Raw genomic sequence first — 24,544 nt, forward strand, 5'->3', positions numbered from 1 at the left:
TCATAACCCAACATGCGATGAGTCCGTTCATTGAATAGTGTACAGTCTGCTTCAGAGGTCCAGGTCCAAATCAACTTGTTCCGTTTCATAAAAAAAAAGCGGTATCACAAGTGCCGTCAAATAGCACAATAATCCGGCAGCCACCATTGTGGCGGCGATTTGTGTATCGTACTCAAGAAGATCCCACCGTGCAAGCAGATTGCCCCAATCGTGTGATTCACTTCCCAGGTTGCCGATTAGCGGTAGCTGCCGCTCGCCGGCATCCGCTGCATAAAACGCAATGCTGAGCCATGCTGAGCCAAGAAAATAGAATCCGAATTGTGTCCATTTGTAATATCTGTTAATGATAAAAAAACCAATCAGAATACATGGCAGTATTAATTCATTCAGAGAACCGCCGAGGATGGTTAGAGTGCGATTGCCGAGAATACCGAAGAACGTATGTCCGGCCTCATGTATAATCAGCAGGAAGTTGCTGATCAAAAAGTTCTCCAGGTTTATTGGAAAAGGGAAAGAGTAGGAGATGCTGAAAAAGATATTAAAGCGAAGAACCCAGTAAGCCTGATGCAGGTGATAGATGATAAACGGGATCATTGCAGCTGAAAGCCACCACTTTTTAACAAACACTGACCAGGGTATTTGTTGCAGTTTATCTATCATTTATCCAGTTCCGGATAGGTCTTTTTGCCAAAAAGAAGTGCCTGTACGACAATCAGTTTTTGATACACCAGGTGCTGTGGTGTTGGGTGGTACTCACTGTAGAGCTGATGCTTTCTCTTCTTGAGCGTTTTGCCCAAGCGCGCATAATATGCAAAGTGCGCCCGGATTATGGCCCATGTTTCAGCCGGTCTCCCCAAAAATAGTGACCGGATACCCGCCAGGCCGTCCAGTATCAGCCTGAAAAGAATTTTTGGCACCATAAAGCTATCAAGGTTTTTTGTAAGCATGATCAGGCTGTTGCGGTAATTATAGTACACTTTCCGCGGTGAACCCATCGGCAGAGACCCCCCGCCAAGGTGATATACAACGCTTTCAGGCTGTGACATGACCCGATTGCCCATTTTATGAGCCCGCCAGCAGAAATCGATCTCCTCCATATGAAACTCAAAATCTTCATCAAATCCACCCAGCTCAAGAAAGAGATCTTTTCGTACGGCAAATGCTGCGCCCGATGCCCAGAATATTTCATCAGGCTCATCATACTGACCGGTGTCTTTTTCCACGACATCAAAAATCCGTCCCTTGCAAAACGGGTATCCCAGCTTATCGATCATGCCACCGGCTGCGCCAGCATATTCAAATTTGTCAGGCTCAGTGGCTGACAGCATTTTTGGCTGTGCAACTCCAATGGATTTATCATTGAAGGTGCGGGCGAGCGGATGGAGCCAATCGGGTTCAACCCGGACGTCATTGTTTAAAAAGATCAGGATGTCGCCATCGGCATACTTTACCGCACGGTTGTTGCCGCCGCAGTAACCGTAATTTTGGTCGAGAGTGGCGATCTTGATACCGGGAATATTTTCTCTTATCCACTCCGAGCTTTCATCTGTGGATGCATTGTCGGCAATAACAATCTCAAAATCAGGATATGAAGTAGCCGCAACAGAGGGCAGAAAGTGCCTCAGATGGTCAAGGGCATTCCAGGTTACGATGATGATACTGAAGCGTGGTTTCAATAAACCATTTGCTGTTTGAGGTTATAAGCCGCTAAGATAGCAATCATTCGGTCATATTATAAAACAGGGGCATTTTTTGCACGACAGGTGGAAATGTTAACAAATCTATAAGAAACTGTAATGAAAAAAATGAGCGATCCATTTTGGATGGATTTAGAGGTTTCCTACTTTCACAGAAAGCTCAATTATACAGCGGCATGATTAAAATCGGACTCATATCCGACACCCATAACTATTTCGACCCCCAAATCAGGGAATACTTTTCAGACAGGGATGAAATCTGGCATGCCGGTGATTTCGGAACGATCGAAATAGCAGAACAACTGGCTGACATAGCTCCCGTTATTGGTGTGTATGGTAATATTGACGGGCAGGATATCCGAAAACGTTACCCGCTTAATCAGCGCTTTGAACGGGAAGGCGTTGATGTATGGATGACTCACATCGGAGGGGTGCCCGGACGCTACTGCCTTCCCATCAAGGAAGAGATTGAAAACAACCCGCCCGATCTTTTTATTTGCGGCCATTCCCATATACTCAAAATTGCAAGAGATCAGTCACTTGATAAAATGCTCTATATGAATCCGGGCGCTGCCGGAAAACAGGGCTTCCAGGTGTACCGTACCATGGTCAGGTTTACCATCGATAAGGGTAAAGTGCTGGATGTGGAAGTGATCAACCTTGGCAAAATAGGCCAGGAAGCTTAAAATGAGTGGGGGATCACCGCGGAGGCGCTAAGGACGCAAAGTGTAGGTTTAAAGAATCAATTATTATTTAATACTCATTAAAAAAACTCCCGCGCCACCGGGGTGATTTTTTTATTCCCTATCAAGCAGCTCCATGGCGTTGAAAGCCGACTGAATCACGAGTGGAATGCCTCCGCCGGGATGTGTGCTTCCGCCCACCAGATAGAGCCGGTCGATACCCCTCAGTTTGTTCCGGGGCCTTAGAAATGCCGAAAAACGGGTGTTGGATGCCGTGCCGTAGATGCTCCCCCGGTTCGACCGGTATCGTTCGAAAAAATCATTAGGATTGATGGTTTCCTTGAACTCAACCGAGTTGCGCAGGCCGTTCAGTCCGCGTGATTCCAGCTCATCAATCAAAAAATCGGCATACGCCGGGGTAATTTCGTCCCAATTCTGTGAATCATGCAGATAGGGTGCATTTACCAGGATAAAGAGATTCGATCCACTGTCGGGTGCATGCTCAGGATTGGTATGAGAAGTATTAGCAATATAGATGGTCGGGTCGCCCGGCATTTTCTTCTCACCGAATATCTGCTCAAATTCATGCCTGTAGTCTTCCGAAAAAAAGATGTTGTGGTGCACAAGCTCCGGCCATGATCTGTTGCATCCGAGCAGCAGTACAAATCCTGAACAGGACGGTTCTATTTTTTTCTGCCTGGCCCTTTTCAGAGAGGACACCGCATTTGCGGGCAGCAAGTTCAGAATGGTGTCGGTCGCATCGCTGTTGGCGATCACAACTTCGGCCTTGTGAACGGTACCATCTTCCGTTTCAACACCCTCTGCTCCGGATGATCCGGCAAGAATACGATTAACGTTTTTGTTGTAATGAAAACGCACACCCAAATCCGCGGCGAGCTTTTCCATAGATTCTGCAATCTGGTAGAGGCCTCCGTTTACGTAATAGCCTCCCTGGTTTAGCTCCACGTGCGGAATAACATTGAGCGTAGCGGGAGCGCGGAAAGGGGAGGATCCATTGTAGGTTGCAAACCGCTTGAAAAATTGCCTCAGGTGAGGGGAGTCGAAATAGGTATCCACAACATTCGATACGGTCGAAAACGCATCAATATTCAGAAAATCGGCCAGATTCAGGCTTTTCAGATCGCTCAGCTCAAACAAGGGGTTGAAGATGAAAGCACCGGAGGTTTTGGTGTAGATTTCTTCTGCCCGATCCAAAAACTTCACATAAGCGTCCGTATCTCCCGGGGCAAATGTCCTGATCTCAGAAACAGCCTTTTTACGATCGGAGTAACTGTCGAAACGAACACCATCTTTATAGAAGTAACGGCACAGAGGCTCAGGTTCAACAATCTCCAGATAATCACTCATCGAACGACCGCAATCGCTGAAAAGCCTTTCAAGCAAAAACGGCATCGTAAACAGGCTCGGCCCCGTGTCAAAGCGGTACCCTCTCGCATGCACCTGCTGCATTTTACCTCCCGGAGTGCCGTTTTTTTCATAAACATCCACACTGTATCCCCGGGATGCCAGCAGAGATGCTGCAGCAAGCCCGCCGATACCCGCTCCGATAACAATTGCACGCTCAGACATGGCTCTTTAACCGTAAGAAGTTAGGTTGCATGTTAATCGATTCCCGGGGTGAGCGGGGTTGCAGATTCAGACGTTTAGTTGGAGGCTCAGTCAATTTCGGATAAAGTTTGTTGTACAATCATATGATGATCCGCATTGACGGACAATGAATTGTAAAGTGCTTCTTCATATGATGCCGGAATCGTTCAGATTCTGGTCAATTTGGCGACCGCTTCAATATGATATGTTTGCGGAAACATGTCGACAGGCTGCACCGTTTCCACCCTGTAGAACTCTTTCAGGATTTTCAAATCCCTGGCCATTGTTGATGGATTGCAGCTTACATAGACCAGCCGTTTCGTCTGCAGCCGGCTTAGCTGTTCCACCACATCCGGGTGCATTCCCGATCGGGGCGGATCCGTAATTACACAGTCGGGCATACCGTGTTTTTTCAAAAACGACTCGTTGAATGTGTCTTTCATATCGCCCAAAACAAACTCAACGTTATCAACACCATTCTCACTTGCGTTGAATCGTGCGTTTTCGACTGCCACATCCACAAGTTCGATACCCGTTACTTTTTTGGCTTTGTCTGCCATAAAGAGTGAGAGCGTGCCTACGCCGCAGTACAAATCAAACAAATGCCCGCCTTTGGCAGGCTCGGCAAATTCTCTCGCAACCTTGTAGAGTTTTTCTGCCTGATGCGTATTGGTCTGAAAAAAAGCGTTCGCATGAATTTTAAAGGAGTGATTACCGATATGGTCCACGATGAATCCCGGACCGTACAATATGTGTTCGAACCTCCCGACCGCAGTTGGATTGGGCTGATCGTTCACGTTATTGACAACGGTTGTAATCTGAGGGAACTCGTTAAGCAGAGCGTCTTTCAGCCTGCCGGTCAGCTCCGGATCATCCTTGTATGTAACCAGGTTCACCATCAGGTCGTGCGTGTAATATGAGTTCCGTATCACGAGATGCCTCATAAACCCGGTATTCTCACGATTATTGAAGGCGGGTATCTGATGCGTGATGCAGTAGTTTCGCACGAAATCCAGGATTTGGAACGAAACGGGATCCTGAAGGTGGCATTCATTCAGGTTCAGGATTTTGTCAAATCTTCCGGGGGCATGCAGACCGGCCGCAAACCCGGTATCGTCCACGTATTCGTCTTTATTGATCTCTTCTTCCGTGAGCCAGCGCCGGGTGGCAAAGCTGTATTCCATTTTGTTGCGGTAATAGAGCTCGTGATTACATCCGATGATCGGCTGCACAATTTCTGGATCAAGCTCTGCGATACGCTGCATATGATCGCGTACATGCTGCTCCTTCATGATAAGCTGTTCGGAATAGGGCAGGTGCTGCCATGTGCATCCTCCGCACACATTTGCATGGCTGCACGCAGGTTCGATGCGAAGAGGAGAGGGGTCTGTAATCTGGAGCAGCTTTGCTTCGATAAACTTCTTTTTTTTTCGTGTAATGCGCGCCTTCACTTTGTCGCCCGGAGCGGTTCCGGGTACAAATACGGCCATGCCGTCAATTCGTCCCACACCTTTCCCCTTGAAAGCGGTAGAATCGATTGTCAGTTCTACTTCAGAGCCTTTCTTAAGAGCCATTAAACCTGCTGCTCGTTTTCTTTGTCAATTTCGTACTGTGTTTCATACTGAATGGAAAAGGCCGTTCGCGTATCGGTAACATCGGCCAGTTTCCTCATGGAGAGTTCAAGCTGCTTCATTACGCGAATAGAGATGGCTTCCAGGAATTTAACGGCTGTCTCAGGGTTTCTCTTTTTCAGTGTTTCAAAATCCGGTTTAAAGAAACCCAGAAGAACACAGTCGGTGAGGCATTTTGCGGACGACATACGGCGAATCTCGTATCCGATCGACATGGTTCCTATTTCCCTTGGGGCCTGAATGTTGATTGAATACTGATCGTTTTCACTTTCCGACTGGCTGTTTTTAACGGTAAGCTGAACCGTACCTTCTTCGATAAAGTACATCCCGGTTCCGGGATCGTTCTGGTAGTATATAAATTCACCCTCTTTGTAGCGCCTTCTGTGGCAGAGCTGAAGAAGCTCGTATCGTTCGGTTAGTGAAAGCTCAGACAATAAACCCGATTTGAGTACGATATTGCCCTGTTTTCTGATTTTACGAAGATCATTTTTTTTAAACATGATGCTGTGAGTTAGAGGCCTATACAAGGTTAGAATGAGTGACCGATACCAAAACTGAAATAGGGTGTGCGGTCTTTGAACCAGCCTTTCTGCAAATCTTTTGCCCGAAAGGTGAAATCGATGCGTGCTACAAGGAATTCCCAGTCAAAGCGCAGGCCCAGTCCTGTACTTACGGGAATTTGCTTATAAAATGTGTCAAACGAAAACCGGCCGTCTTCCAGAATGTCAACGTCGTCTTCATCCAGGAAACGGTTGCCGGGCCCGTACCATACGTTTCCGGCATCGGTATGCCATGCAAGCTGCCACTGGGCGCTTAAAACATTGTCGAACAGTACCTGCCGAAGCTCTGTAAAGGCTGCCAGTTTAATCTCACCGCCGGGAACCGAAACATCCTCAATTGCGCCCGGCCCAAGTAAAAATGGATTGTACCCTCGAATATCATTGCTGCCGCCTGCGAAGAACCGCCTGTTCAGCGGTATGCTTTCGCTCTGTCCGATCGGAGTTGCGTATCCGCCGAACAGCCTCCATGCAAATACGGAGGTAGGGGTTACAGGATAGTACCTGCGGTAGTCGGCAGAAAGCTTCACAAACCTGCTGTAACTGAGCTGACTTGGAAATATCCCCAGAGGAAGCGTCAGGGTGCCCTGCAGTTCACCGGGGCTTACCAGGAATCGGTCAATGAAATAGGGAATATTTCCTCCCAGTGCTACAGAAAATTCACTGAAATAACCTGAGTCACGTTTAATCAAATTGGTATTTTGATTTCGAAAGGTATACCGGATAATGGACGAAAACTGAGGCCGGAAATCCTCCAGAATACGCTGCACTTCCAGCTTGTTTTCAATCTCTTCTGGTGTTTGATTCTCATTGTCGCGGAACTGCTCAATCAGCGCTGACCTGAATCCCCCCGAAATATCGATGTCGATCACATCCAGTTCAATCCAGTCGAGAAAACTGCGGTAGCGCTCCGAATGAATAACCTCATAACGAAGATTAAGCCGTATATCCGAATTAACATCAAAGAACTCCTGGCTCGACTGCCCATAGGTTAAAGAGTAAAGTGTTCTGGAAGATTCTACCCAATTGCGGTTCTGAAGAAAGGCAAAAGGAAAGTTAAGCCTGGGTATGGCATATTCAGCACGTGTCTCAAAATTCCGATAGGTGGTTGCGCGGTCCGACTGGCTGATATTTGACGGGATAAACTCAATGCTGCCGTTTACACCCAGTGTCAGGTTTTCGGCACGCCCAAATGAATTGTTATTGGTGTAATTGATACCGGCTCCGGTACCGAATCCGGTTCTGCGCATACCAAAAAATTCAGCCCGGATGGAATGTTTGGGCAGGGTTTGAAGGTCGAAATAGACCGGTATTTCTGAATTTGAATAGTCGGGCAGCGACCCGCCTTCACTGAGTCCAAACCTGTTAACCAGCATCATTCCCAGGCTCTGATAGGAGTTTACGCTTTTCAAATAGGCCGACTGGTCAAACGGTTCACCCGGCATGAACTGAATCTGGTTGCTGAGCAGGCTGAATCGGGTCTGTGCCGATTCCTGCTTCTGCATATCAATACGGTAACCCTGCAGAGCATGGGGCGGACCTTCAAGCACGCTTTCTTCGTTAAATCCGCTGGCACCCTCGGGACCCGAGAGATTGATAAATACATCTCCAAAGGTATAAAAACCACCGGGTGTGATGTCGTACAGTACGTCGAGCTGCTGGGGATTATCCGTATCACGCTGAATCAAGGCGCTTACAGAGTCGCGCTGTACCGATGCAAAACCGTGATTTCTAAGAAAACTAATGATGCGAGTCTGCTCTTCGCGCAGGGTTGCAGCGCGGTACTGCCTGTTAACGCTGAATGTGGAATCGTTGCGCAAGGAGCCGAAAAACAGGCTTTCTGAATAAAACTCGTCACTCAGTTCCGGGTCATCGAATTCAGGCAGGCCGGTATAGCCCACTGATCGGATCCTTGAAGCGGGCCCTTCACGAATGATGAACGACACTTCAACGCGTTCGGGGCGATACTCAATGATGGTAGTGTCGACACGAACGCTGAAGTAACCCAGATTTTCATAGTAGATGCGAATCCGGTCCATATCGTTACTGACCAATTCACGATCGAGGTAAGAGGGCGATTCACCAACTCCAAAAACGCGATGGATATAGTACCAGGGTGTAAAACGCGGAATACCGAGGAACTCGCGGTTTGTGCGGGTACGTACAAGAGTTTGCAGGGCCCGGTCGGATACATTCTCATTACCCGTAAACCGAACTTTTCTTACAATTTCTCTCTGATCATTTTCGGGTTCAGCCTGTGTATTGGTGTTCTGCCCGTTGTTTTGAGAAAATGCGTGCTCACACGGAAGAGTGATTAAACTGAAAAACAGAAAAATGAACGGCAGAAAATGGTGTCGCACGCAAACGGTTGATAGTTAGGGTGAATATGATGCCGGTAGCAGCTTCAACACTCTTAACGGCAAAAAGGCCAAGGTATTGAATCAGCTGTATAATTTATACATCATCGTAGTCAAAACCCTCATCTTCTTCACCATGGAAGAAATCTTCCTTGCGAATGTAATCGGGCCAGATATCCTCAATTCCCTCATATACCGTCTCTTCTCCCTCTTCGATTTCATCCAGCTCATAGAGATTATCGATCGCCTGCTGTGGAAGCCCGTTGCGCTCTGCCCATTCGATTAGTTCGACGCGGGTAGCGGGAAAGGGTGCTTCATCAAGAGCTGCAGCTAGTTCAACTGTCCAAATCATAATTTTTTTCTTGTTAGAATAAAAAGGTTAATAATAATTTTGAATGCTATAAACGGTTAACGAATGAGAAATGCAAATTTTTTATGCGCGAAAGTAAGAACTTTTTCATAACCTTACCGAGAGGTGAGGTAAATATTTTTTATCTTAAACGCCTAACAGAAATATTGAATACGTACACAACAGGATAGTATTATGGGTGGCTTTGGAGCAATGGAAATTGCAATCGTGGTTTTGGTCGTACTGCTGCTTTTTGGAGCCAAACGGATTCCGGAACTTGCCCGGGGTATAGGCCAGGGTATCCAGGAGTTCAGGAAAGCTTCTGACGATATCAAAAAAGAGATCGAAAAAGGAAAAACGGATATTAACGAATCAGCACGTCCCGCTTCGAAGGAAGAGAAAGAAACCAATACTAATTAACAGCATTTCTCAATGAAGAATCTGCTCTCTGTTCAGGAGCAACTGCGTTCAGGTAAATCTGATCTGGAAGAAATTGCCTCACAGTACCTGGAGCGTATCAAAGAAATCAATCCGGCCGTCAATGCCATGGTGCAGTTTGATGAAAAATCCGTTCAGGATGAAGCCGGGCGAATCAGTAAAAAAATCAAAGATGGCTCAGCAGGTCCGCTGGCAGGCGCTGTAGTCGGTGTGAAAGACGTACTGTGTGAACGCGGAAAAAAAGTGACCTGCAGCAGCGCCATGCTGAAAGACTTTGAGAGCGTATATGACGCATCGGTTATCCGTTCGCTCAGGGAAAAAGACGCCCTGCTTATCGGGCGCTGTAATATGGATGAGTTTGCCATGGGGTCATCCAATGAAAACACGATATTTGGCCCTGCACGAAATCCTGTAGATACGGAATATGTACCCGGAGGATCAAGCGGGGGCAGCGCAGCGGCTGTGGCAGCTGATATGTGCGATGTTTCACTGGGTTCCGATACCGGAGGATCCATACGCCAGCCGGCAGCCTATTGCGGTGTGGTTGGACTGAAGCCAACCTACAGCCGGGTGTCCCGTTACGGACTGGTTGCATTTGCGTCCTCATTCGACTGCATCGGACCTATCGGGAAAAATGTAACCGATACTGCCCTTGTTCTGCAGCACATTGCGGGTCATGATACCATGGACAACTCTTCTTCGCGCAAGCCGGTGGATGATTATCTGAAAGGGCTTGAGTCTGAAGACCGCAAACTGCGAATTGGCGTACCCGAAGAGTATTTTGGAGAAGGCCTGGATGATAACGTCCGCAAATTGATTGAAGAGCAGATCAGCGCACTCGAAAAGGACGGTGCGAAGATTGTTCCCGTGTCCCTGCCGCATACCAAATACGGTATCGCCACCTACTACATACTTGCAACCGCTGAAGCATCAAGCAATCTAGCTCGGTATGACGGCATCCGGTACGGTCATCGCGCAGATTTCAGGGAAATTGAGGAAGAGCTGGGTAAAGAGACCCGTGCAATTGAAAAAGATATCAAAAATGCAGTAGGGGCCGGAAAGGAAGAGGCTATTGAACGGCTTTCTGCGCTTGACTCGCCCCTGGTGCGGCTCTACAAAAAGTCGCGCACGGAAGGCTTTGGCGATGAAGTGAAGCGACGCATTATGCTGGGCACGTATGTGCTTAGTGCAGGATACTACGACGCCTATTATGCCAAAGCGCAGAAAGTGAGAAGGCTGATCAAAGAGGATTTTGAATCGGTATTCTCTGATGTGGATGTTGTGGTTTCACCCACCGCACCCACAACCGCCTTTAAAGTGGGTGAAAATCAGGACGATCCCATCAGCATGTACCTGAATGATGTATACACCATTTCAGCGAACCTGGCCGGAATTTGCGGAATCAGCGTGCCTGCAGGAACACATCCGAACGGACTTCCGGTGGGTATTCAGTTTATGGGCAACAGTTTCCGAGAAACCGATATTCTGCAGGCTGCAAGAAGAGTGGAAATGATAAACGGAGCCGGATCGTGACAAGTGACGAGCGACTGACAGGTAAGCAGGTACTGATAACCGGCGCAACAGCCGGAATCGGAGAAGCAGCTGCCCATCATTTCGCGCGGGCAGGATGCAGCCTCATATTGACAGGCCGCAGAAAAAACAGGCTGGAATCCATAAAGAGTGAGATTGAAAGTACTTTCGGGACAGAGGTGCAGATCTTCAGTTTTGACATCAGAAACAGGCAAGCATGCAGGTCGTTTGTTGAAAGCATTACCGCGGAGGTCGATATACTGGTGAACAATGCTGGCCTGGCATCGGGCCTTGATCCGATCGACAGCGCCGATTTTGACGACTGGGATGCGATGATCGACACCAACGTAAAAGGATTGCTCAATATGATGCGTTTGATCGGCCCGGCCATGAGAAAACGCAACAGCGGGCATATCATTAATATTGGTTCCATTGCAGGTCACGAAGCCTATGCCAATGGGTCTGTATACTGCGGAACCAAACATGCCGTAAAAGCCATTACACAGGCTGCAAAAATGGACTTTCATGGAACGAATGTTCGCGTCAGCGCAGTATCGCCCGGGTTGGTGGATACAGAGTTCAGCGAGGTCAGGTTCCATGGCGATACAGAAAAAGCAAGAGGCGTGTATGATGGAATGCAGCCACTTACGGCTGACGACATTGCTGAGATTATTCTTTTTACTGCGTCACGACCTGCTCATGTTAATATTATGGATACCATCGTACTGCCGGTTGATCAGTCGTCGTCAACGATGGTTCACCGGAATTCCTGATGAAAAGCCCGCTGCTACATATTGTGACGGCAGCTGCACTCACGCTGATCTCATGCAGTGCCACCGACAACGACATTCATTTCAGCAATAAGGGAAATGAAGTACCCGAATTCTCATCAGAAATCGCCTATACCTACATTGAAGATCAGGTAGCATTTGGCCCACGGGTTCCGAATTCTGACGCTCACCGGAACGCCATCAACTATTTCAGGGATCATTTCAATAACACAGCCGGTCGTGATGCGGTTTTTGTTCAGGAATTTAAGACGGAAGTGTACGGAGATACGCTTCAGCTGTTCAATCTTGTAGCCGCATTTGGCCTGGAGCACAGCGACCGCATTGTACTGGCGGCTCACTGGGATTCGCGTCCGCGTGCAGAAAACGACCCGGAAAACCCCGGTGAACCGATTGACGGGGCGGATGACGGGGGCAGCGGTGTGGCCATTCTGATGGAGCTGGCAACGATATTTGCAGAATATGATGTACCGGTAGGCGTGGATATTATTTTATTTGATGGGGAAGATTACGGTGAGTCGGGCGATTTGTCGAACTATTTTCTGGGTTCCAGGCACTGGGCTCAAAATCCTCCCGTTCCGGGATACAGTCCACGATTTGGAATACTGCTGGATATGGTGGGCGGCACCGGTGCGGTGTTCCCAAAAGAGGGCTATTCAATGAACTATGCGCCCGATCTGGTGAATCAGATCTGGACGGTGGCTGACGAAATGGGACATGGTGACCTCTTTCTGGCCGAGCAGGGCGGGGCCGTCTCGGATGATCATGTGATTGTTGAACGCTACACCGGAATTCCGATGATCAATATTATCCACCACCGCCGCGGAGCAAACGGCAGGGTTCAGTTTGCTCCCTACTGGCATACACAAAACGATACCATGGAGATTATCGACCGGGAGGTGCTTCAGGCCGTGGGTGACGTTTTACTTGAAATGATTTATAACAGGATACCCGGGTGACCTACATCAAACTGATTTTTGACATTGACGAAGAGTATCAGGAAATGATCATTGCAGAGCTCATGGACCTGGATTTTTACGGGTTTGAGCAGGAAGATGAACGCCTGATCGCCTATGTGGAGCAACCCCGGTACAATGACGCACACCGCGAATATATTGAACAGATTATAGCCGCATTTCCGGGCGCTTCGTTCTACGAAGCAGAATCGATTCCCGAACAGAACTGGAATGAAACGTGGGAGAAATCTATCCGCCCGCAGGTGATCGGTGAATTTTTAGTCAGGCCAACATGGTCGGAAGCTATGCCTGAAGAGGGGCAGATGCTTCTTGAAATTGATCCGAAAATGGCGTTTGGTACCGGCTATCACGCCACTACGCGGCTGGTTCTGAATGAGCTAAGTAATATTCCGTTAAAAAACAGGGAGATTCTGGATGCGGGAACAGGCACTGCCATTCTTGCCATTGCGGCTGCAAAGCTGGGAGCAGCGCGTGTTTTGGGATTCGATATAGATCCGTGGAGCCGCGATAACGCTGTAGAGAATATATACCTGAATGATGTGGCCGGTCTGGTTGAATTCCGGTTTGGCGGCATGGAAGTGGTGGATGACCACGAGAAATTTGATGTAATTCTGGCCAATATAAACAGGAATGCAATTCTTGAACTGCTGCCCTCTTTTCTGGGTCATGCCAGGCCCGCAGCAGTGCTCATTCTTTCCGGCCTGCTGCATACCGACGAGTTGAAACTGCGGGATACATTGGAAGATCTGCCCGTGAAGATAAACGGAGTGACCCGGGAAGAGGAGTGGATCTGTTTCAGGATTACGAAAATCTGATCACACAACACTACAGATATGACCACCCCGGTAACAGCAACCCGTTTAGCCGCTTCCATTGACATCGGCACAAATTCTGTGCTTCTGCTTGTAGCCGAAACAGACGGCAGAACGATCCGCGTGCTCGATGAGAAGCAGGCTGTGCCCAGGCTCGGCCGCGGAGTTGATAAGAGCAGAAAGCTCCATCCGGACAGTATGGAAAGGGTATTGAGGGTATTGAAGGACTACAAAACATTTTTGGAAAACAGTTACCCGGGTCTTGAGCATAAGGTAACTGTTGCTGCCACCAGCGCAGCCAGAGACGCGTCAAACAGAGCTGATTTTATGCAGATGATAAAGGAAGAGACCGGCTGGGAAATACGGCTCCTTAGCGGAGAGGAGGAAGCACAGTTTACCTACCGCGGAGCCGTATCGGTACTTCCTCCTTCAGAGGGTACACGGTGCGTGCTGGATATTGGCGGTGGAAGTACGGAAATAGCATTTGGAAAGGGGCAAAACCTGCTTTCATACATTTCACTGGATATAGGCAGTGTCCGTTTTTCAGAGCGTTATCTTAAGACTGACCTGCCAAAACCCGAAGACATAAACCGTGCGCGAAAAGCCGCGCGTGAGGCACTTCTTGATGTTACCGTGCCGGCCGTGGCCGGAAGCACGCAGGCAGTGGGCGTAGCCGGAACAGTGACGTCCATTGCATCGATAAAAGCTGGTCACGATAAGTACTTGCCGGAAAAACTGAATAACAGCACGCTTGATGCTGAAACCATTCAGGCTTTTATACGGGATTTTTCATGCATGCCGGCAGAGCAAATTGAGAAGAAATATCCGGTTTTCATGAAAGGAAGGGGGGACGTAATCACGGGAGGGCTGATCATTCTCCAGGAATTTCTGAGCTGGCAAAATCTTGACGGGATAACGGTTTCAACAGGCGGCATCCGCCACGGTGCACTGCTCAGTGAATAAAAAAAGCTCATCCGCGTATGCTGCGAATGAGCTTTTTCAGTCTTGATAATCAGCAGATATTCCTGGCTGTTCTGCGTTTAGTTGCCTCCGATCGGAAATCGTAAACCGGCACCAACTACGAACTGGTTCGCGTCGTGTCCGATTCCGCCAAACTTAGCTTCACCGAACAGCGTGGCAAAATCCACGTCAAATTCTGCTCCGCCGCCGATATTCAGGCCTATTTCCGAATCGCTGGAAGAAGCCGATCCGAATCCGCCTGTGTCGAACTCGACATTTATTCCGGTTATGTTGATACCGGCAAGCCCATAGACGTTCATTGATTCGTCATTGATTCATTGATTCGTCATTGATAAAGAGATAGTGTCCGTTAAAGTTGAGCTCCCAAACGGTTACGTCGCCACCGCTTTCGCTTTTCGGGAAGTAGAAGGTAAAGTCGGCTGCACCTCGAATTTCCTGAGTGAACATGTAGCTTCCGTCGACCCGGATTCCCAGATCGTTATCAAGGCTTTCAAAACCGACACCGCTCCCAAATACCAAGCCTGCGCCGAGTTTAATATCACCTTCCTGGGTTTGTGCGGCTGCCTCAGGCGTCAGCACTGAAAGCGAGAGTATCAGAAAAGCTGGAATAATGAGTAGAATTGTTTTTTTCATGATCGATAGAGATTGGATTTTTGGTATTTATGAATTTCCGGTTTGTGTTATTGTGCTATCTACTCCTCTAAGCGGAAATTATTCGTTTAATATGTCAAAAAAATGTGAACATAAACAATTGGTGAGAATGAGTATGCCATATGTTGCTGAAATGTATACATGCAATGAGGTGGCGCTTACCGTTTAGGTGCAATATGTTCGGCAGGGATGACTTTTTTATTGTTTTTACAGTTAAAAAACGCGCATCCGTTATAGAGGTAGTATTTTCGTTGAGCTATTGTTAAGTTTGATACTTATTTCGGTTTCAGCATCGTTTGGTATACGCGTAACGATAAATGAAACAGATACTTTCAATTTACTGTGCCATATTGGTCATTTCGAGAATCAAAGCTTTTGAAGGTAAAGACGGCTGAATGTCATCTGAAGAAAAAAAACGTATAGAAAATGAGACCCAATCCATAAGGGAAAATGCTTCGGAAAGCAGCCTTGAGGACGATAAACTAGTTGCGCGTGCTGTAAAAGGTGATCAGGATGCTTTTCGATCCATCATGGAAAAGTATCAGAAACCACTCTATTTCCACGTTTTGAAAATGGTTAAGGACAGAGAACAGGTGGAAGACCTGGTACAGGAAGCTTTCATGAAAGCGTTTGACAACCTCGGTTCGTACAACACCAAATACGCTTTTTCTACCTGGCTGTATCGTATAACAACGAATCATACCATTGATTACCTTCGAAAAAAGAAGCTCAAAACGTTCTCGATCAATGAGCCGGTAGAGACAAAAGACGGTAATCTTCATTTTCAGGTGAAAGATGAGAATGCGGAAACGGACCGGAATATTATTCGCAAGCAGAGGCAGAATATTATCCATGAAGCCATCGAGAACCTGCCTGAAAAGTATCGCGCCGTTATAGAATTGCGGCACCTGCAGGAGTTAAGCTATGATGAAATTGCAGAGGAGCTGGATCTTCCGCTTGGTACGGTTAAAGCACACATATTCAGGGCACGGGAGATGCTTTATAAAGCATTAAAGGATAAGAGACACAGATTCTGAAATTCTTGCAATCAGGTTGACAACATTGCATCAGATGTTACGCATTATATAGTGAACCAACACTTCAGAATCCTGAATCTTAGTCTCTAATCAAACTTACAGAGGGATAAACACCATGAAATTTTCACAGATCTCCACCTTCTTTTTTCTTTTAATCATTTCGGTCACTTTGTTGTTTTTCACTTCGTGCGGCGAGAGCTCCACGTCTGTGGATGACGGCGGTGATCCGCCTGCGATCCCGGAAGCCATACCCGTTGAAGTAGAAACCGATTACTTCACACAAAACCAACCGGCGTTCTCGGAGGAGACTACAGCCTGGTATGAAGCGGCGGGATATGCACAAGCTGCGGCTGCCTCACTTAACAGCGGAACATTGCTGGGTGCAGGGTTTTTAAGCATTGCACAGCAGAGCAACGGCGAACTTGATGATGGAATCTGGGAGTGGACCTTTACATTTTCGCAGGGCGGAGAAACGCTCACCATACGATTAACGGCAGAAGCGCTTGGAAATGCATATCAATGGAATGTGTACCTGAGCGGAAATTCACTTCAATCCGATGAGACCCTCGACAATTTTCTGTTCATGACGGGTACGGTTGAGAGCGATGGAAGTTCAGGAAACTGGGATTACTATTTTCCCGGCTTTGAGTCCGTTGCAATGGACTATGAGTGGGAGCTCACTTCTGAAACCAGCTATACTTCCGACTTCATATACACAAACCCGGATACCGGCTCACAGGCCATTATTACCTATGAGCGCGACGGTGATGTGAATACCGTGAACGCCTCGGGTGACGATTTTGACACAAACGCAGACCTTTTGTGGAACACATCAACACTTGAAGGCAGTATAACCCTTGATGGAGTTACGACCTGTTGGGATTCCAGTTTCCAGGAAGCAGCCTGTGACTAAGCTGAGCCGGCAGAGAGGAGAAGGCAGAAAGCAAAAGTGAAAAGTGAGAAGGGTTATCTTGCGCATGGTGCAGAACAGTTATAGGCTTTAGCGACTGACAACTAACCACCATCTACTAACAAGCTACTTTTGCCTTCTGCTCTTATTTATCCAGATTTTTCTTCACAATCTCTGCCTGTTTGACAAAGCGTTCATAGCCTGCACGCCGTACAGGGCTGCCTTCAAACAGCTTGTCAAATTCATCTTCCGTGATAGAAGACCAGTTGCGGTCGGGAGGGTGCAGCACACGCCCGCGGGGTTTCAGATCATGTATGTGCCCGTATTCTGATTTGCGGTTCCAGGGACAAACATCCTGGCAGATATCACAACCAAACATCCAGTCTCCAAGGTCTTCGTGATACCTGTCCGGAATGTTCTCTTTCAGTTCGATAGTGAGATAAGAGATGCATCTGTTGGAGTCCACTTTAAACGGCTCATAAATGGCGTCGGTGGGGCATGCATCAATACATTGCGTACAGCTGCCGCAGTGGTCGGTTTCCGGTGCATCGTATACAAAGGCTGCATCCAGAATCATTTCACCGATCAGGAACCACGACCCATGTGATTTATTGAGCAGGTTGCTGTTTTTTCCAATCCATCCGAGTCCGGCCCTTCGCGCCCAGGCTTTGTCCATAACGGGTGCGGAATCAACGAATATACGCCCCTGAATGTCACCGATCAGCTCCTCGGTGTACCGGAACAGTTTCTTCAGTTTCGATTTGAATACTTTGTGGTAATCGCGGCCGCGGGCATACTTTGCAATCTTGGGAGCATCCGGATGTTGCCGGTCAAACTGCTCATTTTCCCTGAACCGGTAACCTGCGATCACACTCACCACGCTTTTTGATCCTGGAACGAGCAGTGTGGGATCTATACGCTTATCAAAATGGCGTTCCATCCACTCCATCGACCCGTGCCGGTGTTCGTGAAGCCATTGTTCAAGGCGGCGGGCTTCCTCATCGAGCGGTTCAGCCCGGGCAAAACCACATTGGTCGAATCCAAGTTCGAGAGCTTTATGTCTGACCTTAATGGTTGCTGCAAGTGGGTCCATGTGTCCTCAAAATAAGGAAAAAGTAGGATCATGCCATCACTCTCCGTGACGGCATGAGTATAAAAGACACTGAGTTCTGTTCTGTTAAACAGTCAATGAAATGAGGACAGTTGTCGGGGCACAGAGGAGCCATCCGGTCACGGGAAGTGATCGGATGGGAACATGCTCTGTAAACTACTTCACATCAATCAGCTCCACTTCGAAAATAAGAACGGATCCTGCGGTGATAATGCTGCCGGGTGGCGGATTGTCACCATAGCCCAGTTCGGAGGGGATAAAAAACTCGTAGGTGGCGCCTTCGCTCATGTACTGAAGCCCTTCAGTCCATCCTGAGATAACACCATTCAGCGGAAAAGTAGCAGTTTGCTCCCTGTCGTAAGAGCTGTCAAATTCTTCGCCCGAAATAAGCCTTCCGCGATAATGAACCTCAACCGTATCTTCTGCAGTCGGGCTTTCACCGGATCCCTCTTCAATTACGCGGTACTGAAGGCCTGATTCTGTGACGGTAACATCTTCACGCTGGGCGTTCTCTTCCAGAAATGCCATCCCTTCCTCACGGTTCACCTCTGCCTGCTCAAGGCGCTCAACTTCCTGACGCATCTGAACGTCGCTCAGATACTGCTGAATGAGCATCTGCATATCGGTGCGTTCCATGAGAGCCTCTTCTTCACTGATGGCTTTTTCAAAACCGGCAACAAAATTATTCAAATCAAGATCATTGATTCCCTGTTCCATCATACCTGAACCCTGGAGATACCCAATGCTGTAGCTAACCGAATCGATCCGGCTGCTTAAGTCGGCGGATGCACGGTTAGCCGGAGTGTTGCAGGCCGAAAACAGGAGTGATGCAGCGGCCAGGATAAGAACTGTGTGTGCTGTAAACTTCATTGAAATATTTTTTTTGAGTTTGTACAGATTCAAGATCAAAGTGATCTGAACCTGGCTTTTTTAAACAAAATGCTAAAGATCGCATTTTTTGGTATATTGCTACCCTGAAAATAAACAGATCCATTTCTATTACTAAACTATTTTTTTGACATTTGAAGTTTACCGAATTTAATCTATCCGACACTCTGCTTGCCGGTCTCAGAGATGTACAATTTAACGAGCCTACACCCATTCAGGAGAAATCAATACCCATCGTTACAGCCGGTAAAGATCTCATCGCTACGGCTCAGACCGGTACGGGCAAGACGGGAGCATTTATCATTCCCATAATGGAGCGTGTGCTGCAAAGCGAGCGCAAAGGTGTAAAAGCGTTGATTGTTTCACCCACACGGGAACTCGCCTCTCAAATTGATGAGCAGATTTTTGCGATCGGCTATCATGCCGGAATAACGTCTGCAACCGTCATCGGCGGGAGCGACTTTTCCGTTCAGGCCAAGGCCCTCAAAGCAGGGGTGGATATTATCGTAGCGACGCCCGGCAGGTTAATTGATCAGAACAAGGTTGTAAATATCGATTTTGAGAATCTTGAGTACCTGGTTCTCGATGAGGCAGACCGTATGCTGGATATGGGATTTTTGCCAGACATTAAAAAAATTATCTCCTGGCTACCCGATAAGCGCCAGACGCTTCTTTTTTCAGCAACGATGCCTAACGAAATACAGAGGCTGGCATCCACGATCATGAAAGATCCGGAGAGTGTCGATATAGAGCGCTCCAAACCGTCGACGCTGGTTGAGCAGCGTGCATACCGGCTTAAAAGCGATCAAAAAATCCCGCTGGTTAAAAAAATATTCAAGGATCTCACTTGGGACTCCTGCATTATTTTTACATCAACAAAAAAAGGCACGGACGAACTACAGCGGCTTCTGAAACGGGAAGGCATCAAAGCGGAAAGCATTCATGGTGACAGGTCGCAGGATGAGCGAAATCGCGCACTCGACAATTTTAGAAACGGGAACGTGCCGGTTATTGTAGCCACCGATGTGCTGGCCCGCGGTATTGATATTAAAGGTGTATCCATCATCATAAATTATGATGTTCCCCATAACTCGGACGACTACATCCACAGAATCGGACGAACGGGACGGTACGATAAGTCGGGAATTGCCATTACGTTTGTCACCCGTCGTGATAATAAAAAATTCGAATCCATACAGAGGATTAAAGGGAATACCCTGAATACCATCGATGTACCCGGTAATTTTGGCGAGAAATCTGAATTTTCCTGGCAAAACGGATTTTCATCTTCAGGATCAGGCACACAGACTCAAAAACGCCAGAAGCGAAGCAGCTCGAAAGAAAGTTCTGATAAAAAGGACACTTCATCTGATACTAAGAGAACTACTAAAAGAGCCAAGACAAGGCCAGGATCCGACTCCAACTCCGGAAAGGGTTCAGAACAGAAGCGCGGCACCAACAAAGAGAACAAACAGGAAGCGGTTCAGAAAAAACAATCGAAAGAAAAAGAGGATAAACAAAAAAAGCAGACGCAGAGCCGCAGCCGAAACGACGGTCGCGACAAAGAATCCGGAAAGAGCCAGGAGAAGAGTGGGTCCCGGGGGCGTCAAAACAACGGCTCACAAAAAAGTTCTCAAGAGAATGTGACTCTCCCACCCATTATTGAAAAGGCTGTTGAGCGCAATAAACGTGCAAGAAAGCCATCCAAGGGAGTTTGGGGCGTTATTAAAAGCCTGATTCCAAAATTTACAAAATAGTGGCGCTACGATGCAGCAAGTTAAATCGTTTTTCATCTGGGCTGCCATCGTATTACTAATTGTTTTTTGGGTTCCGCTGCTGGCCGTTCGCAGGCTATTCGACAGAGAACCAACCCACTACAAGACAGGCCGGTTGTTTCGCAAGCTGGGTCATACCATATCCCGAATAAACCCAAACTGGCACATACGCGTTGAAGGCCGCACCGATCTGGATGACCGGCACCCCTACGTTGTGGTCAGCAATCATCTCTCCAACGCAGATATTCCGGTAATTTCAAATCTGCCCTGGGAAATGAAATGGGTTGCCAAAAAAGAACTTTTCAGCCTTCCCTTTGCCGGATGGATGATGAGAATGGCGGGTGATATTTCTGTTGATCGATCTTCAGCGACAAAAAGGGTGGGGGTGTTCAAAAAATGCAGCTATTATCTTTCACGTAACGTATCTGTGATGTTCTTTCCGGAGGGCACACGGTCACGATCGGGCAAACTGAACAGGTTTGCTCCTGGAGCATTCGATCTTGCAATTCGGGAAAATGTACCTGTTGTTCCCATAGTTTTAGACGGTACCCGGGAATGCCTTCCCAAAAACACCTGGATATTCAAACCCGGTGTTGAAGTTCGGATGAAAATTCTGGACCCGGTACCGGTAGAGGGTTTTGGTGAAAAAGACGGTAAAGAGCTGATGAATACGGTTCGCCAAATGATTGCGTCCCAGCTTGCTGAATGGCGCAATGAATCTGTAGAGAAGGTGCTGGGTTAGTGTGTAGGGAAAAGGAGTCCTGAGTGTTGAGTGAAAAGGCAGAGGGCAAAAGGCAAAAGGCAGAAGGCAAAAGTGTGACGGGGAAATGATCTCAGACTGGTGATATGCGATTTATGATCTCAGAAAAATTACCCATCATACACCTCGCAGCGTGCTGTTCACTTCGTGGGAATCGCCTTCGGCTCGGAGCGCAGTTCCGAGACTTCGGGAAAGCCTGACTCTTACCTGTCAATGTCTGGTGAGCTGCCCGTATCCGGGCCTGAGCTGTCACTCTCCGGCGCATGGTAATGGGGCTTTGACCCGGACGCATCAGCTGCAGATCCTTGTCCCGTTACCGTCCCGGCAGACGGTTTATCTTTTAACAGCTGCCATGCGAAAAATGCTCCGCCAAGCGAGAGAATAAGAGCAGTGATGGGGTAGAACAGGGATTCTGTGGGAAGCAGCAAATGGATCTGCCCATAGCGTACCGCAATCAGCATCAGCACGTAGACGGAACCTGTCAGTCCTTTATGTGAGCGGCCATACGTTAATGCGAACATAGCGCCCAAAAAACTTGTAAGACCTGCAAAGATGGTGAGCATTACAGGCCACATTAATCCGCCGTATTCCGAGTAGGAAAACATAAGGATATCCGTTCCAGAATAGACGGCAACGATAACCCGGACAAATGAGTCGAGTGCAAAGAGAATGGCTATTCCGGCAAAACTTCCAATAAGTGCTTGTTTCATAATATTCCCCTGAACCTGATTATCCCTGTTTGAAGCATATGTTCATCCTTAATGGTAAAAAATATATCTGATTATATTGTGAATTTTTGGAGTTTAGAGTATTGAGTATTGAGTATTGAGCAGGGAGTTGCCAGTTGTTGATGGTTGGTTGTTGTCTGCACCCTGCACCATGAACCCCGCACTCTGAACAACCCATCGGTTAAACCAATTTTTTCTTTATCTTCAGAGCCCTGAATCAGGAGTCGTATCCTGCACATTTTCAATAGATATTTAAATCAAATTCTGAACCCCTAAGCAGTACCGGAACATGCCCGATAACGAATTTTTGGAACCGAGTGAAGTAACCTATACCGATAAGCAATTGATGGAATCCGAGGAGATCCAGAAAATTGCAGGAGAAGTGATTGAGATGCACAATATTGAATTGGGTCCTGCCCAAATTGGCTACCTGCTGGTCTACCCGAATATATCCAAGCAACGTGCCGCAAAGTGCATGAAAGCCAGCAGAGAGGTAAAACATTATTCAGGCAATGATTACCTGATTGAGATCTCGGGAGAATTATGGGATATGCTTGACGCTGACACGAAAAAAATGCTTCTCTACCACCAGCTACTGCACGTTGATCCTGTTTATAAAGCTAAAAATCAGGAGTGGAAGATGCAGATCCGTAAACCCGATTTTGCTGATTATTATGTAATCAACGACAAGTTTGGAAATACGTGGTACAAAACCATTCAGGCAACCGTATCATCACTCTACGACCTCGATCCCAGACAGGAGAGTAAAGTGAGTGTTTGATGTCTCACCCCCGGTCTCCTCTCTAAGTCGAAAAGCATGCCACAAAGAGGAGGGTGAGTCACCTTACATCGGCAGGACGCTTGTTTTCAAATGTATGCCCATGCACTTTAAGCTGCTTCAGCTTGGAGAAAAATCCTGAGGGCAGGTCACATTCGATAGCGGTTTGAGCCGTGCGCTCAAGGGCTTTGGTGATATTTGCTTTATCAACCATTTCGAGGATTACAATACGCTCGGAACCCTTAATTTTCTGCAGAAGATATTTTTCCTGTGGCGTTGCGTAACGAACACTGGAGTAGGTAAATCCTGTGTACTCTCCGCTTAGAACGTCGGCGTGTTCAAGATAGAGATGTCGGGGAGATTCCGGCAGGTTTTTGAAAAGTTCATCGATATGACGATAAGTGTCCTCTTCTATGGTTGAGATAATCTCACGCAGGTCGACAGAATGAAACTCGACAGACTCTTTTTTGAATTTGTCCACGATCTGTTTTTTTGCGGAACGGTTCTTCCCTGCCAGTACAAGCAGGTAGTAGGAAGTATCCAGGTTCAGGCCTGCCACTTTTCGAACGAGACTGTCAACTTCTTTATCCTGATATGAAATTCTTTCAACCATAAGGTTCCACTGCGTTTTATTCGTTAAAACTATTATCTGTTTCTTACCCGGATTGGTGTAATGCGCAAATATACGGATTTCATAATTGAATTAACGACTGAAAACCATACTGTAACGGGCTCTCCATGATTACAACGTTTTTTTTAAACCGGCAGTGCTGCAGGTTGCTTTCTCAGACTCCCAGGCTTAAGCGGGCACCCGTCTTAATCACATCCGATTCGAAGCCCTTTCGCAGCCTTTCATATTCCATGCGATTGCTTGCAGCGAGCAGTTTCTGTGCGTGATTCCAAACCTCCTCTCTCCAGCCGGTGATGAGCCGGGAAATAAGGTATTCATCAAGTCTTCCCATTCCTGCATCCAGCCAGCCCATGATCGGATCTTCCTTACACAGAATATCATCCTGAACTTTATCAATAGTTTCTGAGATGATGTCATTTACCCTGCAATGATCCTGGTAGCGTAACTCTTTCCTGCTGGAAGTCAGCTCCTGCCACTCGGGATGCAGCATGTCGTAAAGGGTAAGTACCAGGTCGTAGTTGATGTGTGCATTAACGCCCATAAGCAGATATTGCAGGGAATGCAGCTTCTTGCTTCGGGTAGCTTCGTGTACCTGCAGCCATACCGCGGGAGCACGGTTTTTCCGCCTGTTACACTGAAGGCCCCTGAAATAGTAATCTGCAAAATGATGAAGCAGCCTTTCAACCCACTTTCGGTCCTGAAAATACCCATCCTCAATAGCTGCCATCATGTTGGCGGTCATCATGCGATAGCAGCCCAGGAAAATACACCTGCGGTCTCCAAGCTGCTTCCAGCCGGTCAGGGTTTGATCCATTCGGGTAAGTACATCATGCTGCTGAAATGTGTTTGGGTTTGATATATTCAAAG

General features: G+C 47.5%; 26 protein-coding genes. 12 read left to right on the top strand and 14 right to left on the bottom strand.

What is annotated here, in order from left to right:
- Nucleotides 1-51: 51 nt before the first annotated feature.
- Together DDZ15_RS07005 and DDZ15_RS07010 are read right to left on the bottom strand one after the other, a co-directional pair.
- Nucleotides 52-660, bottom strand: coding sequence for a hypothetical protein (locus DDZ15_RS07005; protein WP_109646361.1), 609 nt, complete (start codon nucleotides 658-660; stop codon nucleotides 52-54).
- Nucleotides 657-1,676, bottom strand: coding sequence for a glycosyltransferase family 2 protein (locus tag DDZ15_RS07010; RefSeq protein ID WP_109646362.1), 1,020 nt, complete (start codon nucleotides 1,674-1,676; stop codon nucleotides 657-659). The genes DDZ15_RS07005 and DDZ15_RS07010 overlap by 4 nt, the downstream gene beginning before the upstream one ends.
- A gap of 197 nt (nucleotides 1,677-1,873) precedes the next feature.
- Here DDZ15_RS07010 and DDZ15_RS07015 point away from each other — a divergent pair, with 197 nt between their 5' ends.
- The gene (locus DDZ15_RS07015) at nucleotides 1,874-2,383 is read left to right on the top strand and encodes a metallophosphoesterase family protein (protein ID WP_109646363.1); all 510 of its coding nucleotides are present in this window, start codon (nucleotides 1,874-1,876) and stop codon (nucleotides 2,381-2,383) included.
- A gap of 111 nt (nucleotides 2,384-2,494) precedes the next feature.
- On the opposite strand, the gene DDZ15_RS07020 is transcribed toward DDZ15_RS07015, so the two are convergent.
- From DDZ15_RS07020 to DDZ15_RS07040, 5 genes are all read right to left on the bottom strand, one after another.
- The gene (locus DDZ15_RS07020) at nucleotides 2,495-3,970 is read right to left on the bottom strand and encodes a phytoene desaturase family protein (protein WP_109646364.1); all 1,476 of its coding nucleotides are present in this window, start codon (nucleotides 3,968-3,970) and stop codon (nucleotides 2,495-2,497) included.
- A gap of 185 nt (nucleotides 3,971-4,155) precedes the next feature.
- Entirely contained in the window at nucleotides 4,156-5,562 is a 1,407-nt protein-coding gene (gene rlmD, locus DDZ15_RS07025) for a 23S rRNA (uracil(1939)-C(5))-methyltransferase RlmD (protein WP_109646365.1), read from the bottom strand.
- Nucleotides 5,562-6,119 (bottom strand): cyclic nucleotide-binding domain-containing protein, encoded by a 558-nt coding sequence (locus DDZ15_RS07030; protein WP_109646366.1) that lies wholly within the window; start codon nucleotides 6,117-6,119, stop codon nucleotides 5,562-5,564. Before DDZ15_RS07030 ends, rlmD begins: the two co-directional genes overlap by 1 nt.
- A 29-nt stretch (nucleotides 6,120-6,148) precedes the next feature.
- Nucleotides 6,149-8,536, bottom strand: a complete 2,388-nt coding sequence (locus DDZ15_RS07035) for a BamA/TamA family outer membrane protein (protein WP_242978919.1) — start codon at nucleotides 8,534-8,536, stop codon at nucleotides 6,149-6,151.
- Between the two features lie 94 nt (nucleotides 8,537-8,630).
- The gene (locus DDZ15_RS07040) at nucleotides 8,631-8,885 is read right to left on the bottom strand and encodes a DUF2795 domain-containing protein (protein WP_109646367.1); all 255 of its coding nucleotides are present in this window, start codon (nucleotides 8,883-8,885) and stop codon (nucleotides 8,631-8,633) included.
- A 192-nt stretch (nucleotides 8,886-9,077) separates the two neighbouring features.
- Here DDZ15_RS07040 and DDZ15_RS07045 point away from each other — a divergent pair, with 192 nt between their 5' ends.
- Genes DDZ15_RS07045 through DDZ15_RS07070 form a run of 6 tightly spaced genes read left to right on the top strand, consistent with a single transcriptional unit; the run spans nucleotide 9,078 to nucleotide 14,390 of the window.
- On the top strand, nucleotides 9,078-9,302 hold the full coding sequence (locus DDZ15_RS07045) for a Sec-independent protein translocase subunit TatA/TatB (protein WP_109646368.1): 225 nt from the start codon (nucleotides 9,078-9,080) through the stop codon (nucleotides 9,300-9,302).
- Nucleotides 9,303-9,314: 12 nt separating this feature from the next.
- Nucleotides 9,315-10,853, top strand: a complete 1,539-nt coding sequence (locus DDZ15_RS07050; RefSeq protein ID WP_109646369.1) for an amidase family protein — start codon at nucleotides 9,315-9,317, stop codon at nucleotides 10,851-10,853.
- The gene (locus DDZ15_RS07055; protein WP_199222901.1) at nucleotides 10,850-11,623 is read left to right on the top strand and encodes an SDR family NAD(P)-dependent oxidoreductase; all 774 of its coding nucleotides are present in this window, start codon (nucleotides 10,850-10,852) and stop codon (nucleotides 11,621-11,623) included. The genes DDZ15_RS07050 and DDZ15_RS07055 overlap by 4 nt, the downstream gene beginning before the upstream one ends.
- Nucleotides 11,623-12,597 carry a M28 family peptidase gene (locus DDZ15_RS07060; protein ID WP_109646370.1) on the top strand — a complete coding sequence of 325 codons (975 nt, stop codon included), beginning with the start codon at nucleotides 11,623-11,625 and terminating at the stop codon, nucleotides 12,595-12,597. Before DDZ15_RS07055 ends, DDZ15_RS07060 begins: the two co-directional genes overlap by 1 nt.
- Nucleotides 12,594-13,430, top strand: coding sequence for a 50S ribosomal protein L11 methyltransferase (prmA, locus tag DDZ15_RS07065; RefSeq protein WP_109646371.1), 837 nt, complete (start codon nucleotides 12,594-12,596; stop codon nucleotides 13,428-13,430). Before DDZ15_RS07060 ends, prmA begins: the two co-directional genes overlap by 4 nt.
- 18 nt (nucleotides 13,431-13,448) lie before the next feature.
- Nucleotides 13,449-14,390, top strand: coding sequence for a Ppx/GppA phosphatase family protein (locus tag DDZ15_RS07070; RefSeq protein WP_109646372.1), 942 nt, complete (start codon nucleotides 13,449-13,451; stop codon nucleotides 14,388-14,390).
- Between the two features lie 77 nt (nucleotides 14,391-14,467).
- Here the strand turns inward: DDZ15_RS07070 and DDZ15_RS07075 are convergent, their stop codons facing one another.
- Together DDZ15_RS07075 and DDZ15_RS07080 are read right to left on the bottom strand one after the other, a co-directional pair.
- Complete coding sequence (locus DDZ15_RS07075; RefSeq protein WP_109646373.1) at nucleotides 14,468-14,707, bottom strand: hypothetical protein; 240 nt, start codon at nucleotides 14,705-14,707, stop codon at nucleotides 14,468-14,470.
- A gap of 7 nt (nucleotides 14,708-14,714) precedes the next feature.
- The gene (locus DDZ15_RS07080) at nucleotides 14,715-15,041 is read right to left on the bottom strand and encodes a hypothetical protein (protein WP_109646374.1); all 327 of its coding nucleotides are present in this window, start codon (nucleotides 15,039-15,041) and stop codon (nucleotides 14,715-14,717) included.
- Between the two features lie 413 nt (nucleotides 15,042-15,454).
- Between DDZ15_RS07080 and DDZ15_RS07085 the strand changes: the two genes are divergently transcribed.
- Together DDZ15_RS07085 and DDZ15_RS07090 are read left to right on the top strand one after the other, a co-directional pair.
- Entirely contained in the window at nucleotides 15,455-16,096 is a 642-nt protein-coding gene (locus DDZ15_RS07085; RefSeq protein WP_109646375.1) for an RNA polymerase sigma factor, read from the top strand.
- A 115-nt stretch (nucleotides 16,097-16,211) separates the two neighbouring features.
- Nucleotides 16,212-17,009, top strand: a complete 798-nt coding sequence (locus DDZ15_RS07090) for a hypothetical protein (RefSeq protein ID WP_109646376.1) — start codon at nucleotides 16,212-16,214, stop codon at nucleotides 17,007-17,009.
- Nucleotides 17,010-17,151: 142 nt separating this feature from the next.
- Here the strand turns inward: DDZ15_RS07090 and queG are convergent, their stop codons facing one another.
- Both queG and bamJ read right to left on the bottom strand, forming a co-directional pair.
- The gene (queG, locus tag DDZ15_RS07095) at nucleotides 17,152-18,099 is read right to left on the bottom strand and encodes a tRNA epoxyqueuosine(34) reductase QueG (protein ID WP_109646377.1); all 948 of its coding nucleotides are present in this window, start codon (nucleotides 18,097-18,099) and stop codon (nucleotides 17,152-17,154) included.
- A gap of 174 nt (nucleotides 18,100-18,273) precedes the next feature.
- Nucleotides 18,274-18,987, bottom strand: a complete 714-nt coding sequence (gene bamJ / locus DDZ15_RS17015; protein ID WP_109646516.1) for a BamJ family beta-barrel-assembly machinery protein — start codon at nucleotides 18,985-18,987, stop codon at nucleotides 18,274-18,276.
- Nucleotides 18,988-19,139: 152 nt separating this feature from the next.
- On the opposite strand from bamJ, the gene DDZ15_RS07105 reads away from it, so the two are divergent.
- Both DDZ15_RS07105 and DDZ15_RS07110 read left to right on the top strand, forming a co-directional pair.
- The gene (locus DDZ15_RS07105; protein ID WP_109646378.1) at nucleotides 19,140-20,762 is read left to right on the top strand and encodes a DEAD/DEAH box helicase; all 1,623 of its coding nucleotides are present in this window, start codon (nucleotides 19,140-19,142) and stop codon (nucleotides 20,760-20,762) included.
- Nucleotides 20,763-20,772: 10 nt separating this feature from the next.
- Entirely contained in the window at nucleotides 20,773-21,522 is a 750-nt protein-coding gene (locus DDZ15_RS07110; RefSeq protein ID WP_109646379.1) for a lysophospholipid acyltransferase family protein, read from the top strand.
- 221 nt (nucleotides 21,523-21,743) lie between these two features.
- Here DDZ15_RS07110 and DDZ15_RS07115 read toward each other — a convergent pair whose 3' ends face one another.
- The gene (locus DDZ15_RS07115) at nucleotides 21,744-22,250 is read right to left on the bottom strand and encodes a hypothetical protein (protein WP_109646380.1); all 507 of its coding nucleotides are present in this window, start codon (nucleotides 22,248-22,250) and stop codon (nucleotides 21,744-21,746) included.
- A 307-nt stretch (nucleotides 22,251-22,557) separates the two neighbouring features.
- On the opposite strand from DDZ15_RS07115, the gene DDZ15_RS07120 reads away from it, so the two are divergent.
- On the top strand, nucleotides 22,558-23,049 hold the full coding sequence (locus tag DDZ15_RS07120) for a putative metallopeptidase (protein ID WP_109646381.1): 492 nt from the start codon (nucleotides 22,558-22,560) through the stop codon (nucleotides 23,047-23,049).
- Between the two features lie 58 nt (nucleotides 23,050-23,107).
- Here the strand turns inward: DDZ15_RS07120 and DDZ15_RS07125 are convergent, their stop codons facing one another.
- Nucleotides 23,108-23,659, bottom strand: a complete 552-nt coding sequence (locus tag DDZ15_RS07125; RefSeq protein WP_109646382.1) for a hypothetical protein — start codon at nucleotides 23,657-23,659, stop codon at nucleotides 23,108-23,110.
- Between the two features lie 172 nt (nucleotides 23,660-23,831).
- Nucleotides 23,832-24,542 (bottom strand): DUF5995 family protein, encoded by a 711-nt coding sequence (locus DDZ15_RS07130; protein WP_146198536.1) that lies wholly within the window; start codon nucleotides 24,540-24,542, stop codon nucleotides 23,832-23,834.
- Nucleotides 24,543-24,544 lie beyond the last annotated feature (2 nt).

Origin of the sequence: Rhodohalobacter mucosus (assembly GCF_003150675.1) — a bacterium.
Classification (GTDB): Bacteria; Bacteroidota; Rhodothermia; order Balneolales; family Balneolaceae; genus Rhodohalobacter; species Rhodohalobacter mucosus.

What these genes read in the sequence shown, in the direction of transcription:
- DDZ15_RS07005 (WP_109646361.1), bottom strand. Translation starts at nt 660, where the DNA reads ATGATAGATAAACTGCAACAAATACCCTGGTCAGTGTTTGTTAAAAAG.
- DDZ15_RS07015 (WP_109646363.1), top strand. Translation starts at nt 1,874, where the DNA reads ATGATTAAAATCGGACTCATATCCGACACCCATAACTATTTCGACCCC.
- DDZ15_RS07020 (WP_109646364.1), bottom strand. Translation starts at nt 3,970, where the DNA reads ATGTCTGAGCGTGCAATTGTTATCGGAGCGGGTATCGGCGGGCTTGCT.
- rlmD (WP_109646365.1), bottom strand. Translation starts at nt 5,562, where the DNA reads ATGGCTCTTAAGAAAGGCTCTGAAGTAGAACTGACAATCGATTCTACC.
- DDZ15_RS07030 (WP_109646366.1), bottom strand. Translation starts at nt 6,119, where the DNA reads ATGTTTAAAAAAAATGATCTTCGTAAAATCAGAAAACAGGGCAATATC.
- DDZ15_RS07040 (WP_109646367.1), bottom strand. Translation starts at nt 8,885, where the DNA reads ATGATTTGGACAGTTGAACTAGCTGCAGCTCTTGATGAAGCACCCTTT.
- DDZ15_RS07045 (WP_109646368.1), top strand. Translation starts at nt 9,078, where the DNA reads ATGGGTGGCTTTGGAGCAATGGAAATTGCAATCGTGGTTTTGGTCGTA.
- DDZ15_RS07050 (WP_109646369.1), top strand. Translation starts at nt 9,315, where the DNA reads ATGAAGAATCTGCTCTCTGTTCAGGAGCAACTGCGTTCAGGTAAATCT.
- DDZ15_RS07060 (WP_109646370.1), top strand. Translation starts at nt 11,623, where the DNA reads ATGAAAAGCCCGCTGCTACATATTGTGACGGCAGCTGCACTCACGCTG.
- DDZ15_RS07070 (WP_109646372.1), top strand. Translation starts at nt 13,449, where the DNA reads ATGACCACCCCGGTAACAGCAACCCGTTTAGCCGCTTCCATTGACATC.
- DDZ15_RS07075 (WP_109646373.1), bottom strand. Translation starts at nt 14,707, where the DNA reads ATGAACGTCTATGGGCTTGCCGGTATCAACATAACCGGAATAAATGTC.
- DDZ15_RS07080 (WP_109646374.1), bottom strand. Translation starts at nt 15,041, where the DNA reads ATGAAAAAAACAATTCTACTCATTATTCCAGCTTTTCTGATACTCTCG.
- DDZ15_RS07085 (WP_109646375.1), top strand. Translation starts at nt 15,455, where the DNA reads ATGTCATCTGAAGAAAAAAAACGTATAGAAAATGAGACCCAATCCATA.
- DDZ15_RS07090 (WP_109646376.1), top strand. Translation starts at nt 16,212, where the DNA reads ATGAAATTTTCACAGATCTCCACCTTCTTTTTTCTTTTAATCATTTCG.
- queG (WP_109646377.1), bottom strand. Translation starts at nt 18,099, where the DNA reads ATGGACCCACTTGCAGCAACCATTAAGGTCAGACATAAAGCTCTCGAA.
- bamJ (WP_109646516.1), bottom strand. Translation starts at nt 18,987, where the DNA reads ATGAAGTTTACAGCACACACAGTTCTTATCCTGGCCGCTGCATCACTC.
- DDZ15_RS07110 (WP_109646379.1), top strand. Translation starts at nt 20,773, where the DNA reads ATGCAGCAAGTTAAATCGTTTTTCATCTGGGCTGCCATCGTATTACTA.
- DDZ15_RS07115 (WP_109646380.1), bottom strand. Translation starts at nt 22,250, where the DNA reads ATGAAACAAGCACTTATTGGAAGTTTTGCCGGAATAGCCATTCTCTTT.
- DDZ15_RS07120 (WP_109646381.1), top strand. Translation starts at nt 22,558, where the DNA reads ATGCCCGATAACGAATTTTTGGAACCGAGTGAAGTAACCTATACCGAT.
- DDZ15_RS07125 (WP_109646382.1), bottom strand. Translation starts at nt 23,659, where the DNA reads ATGGTTGAAAGAATTTCATATCAGGATAAAGAAGTTGACAGTCTCGTT.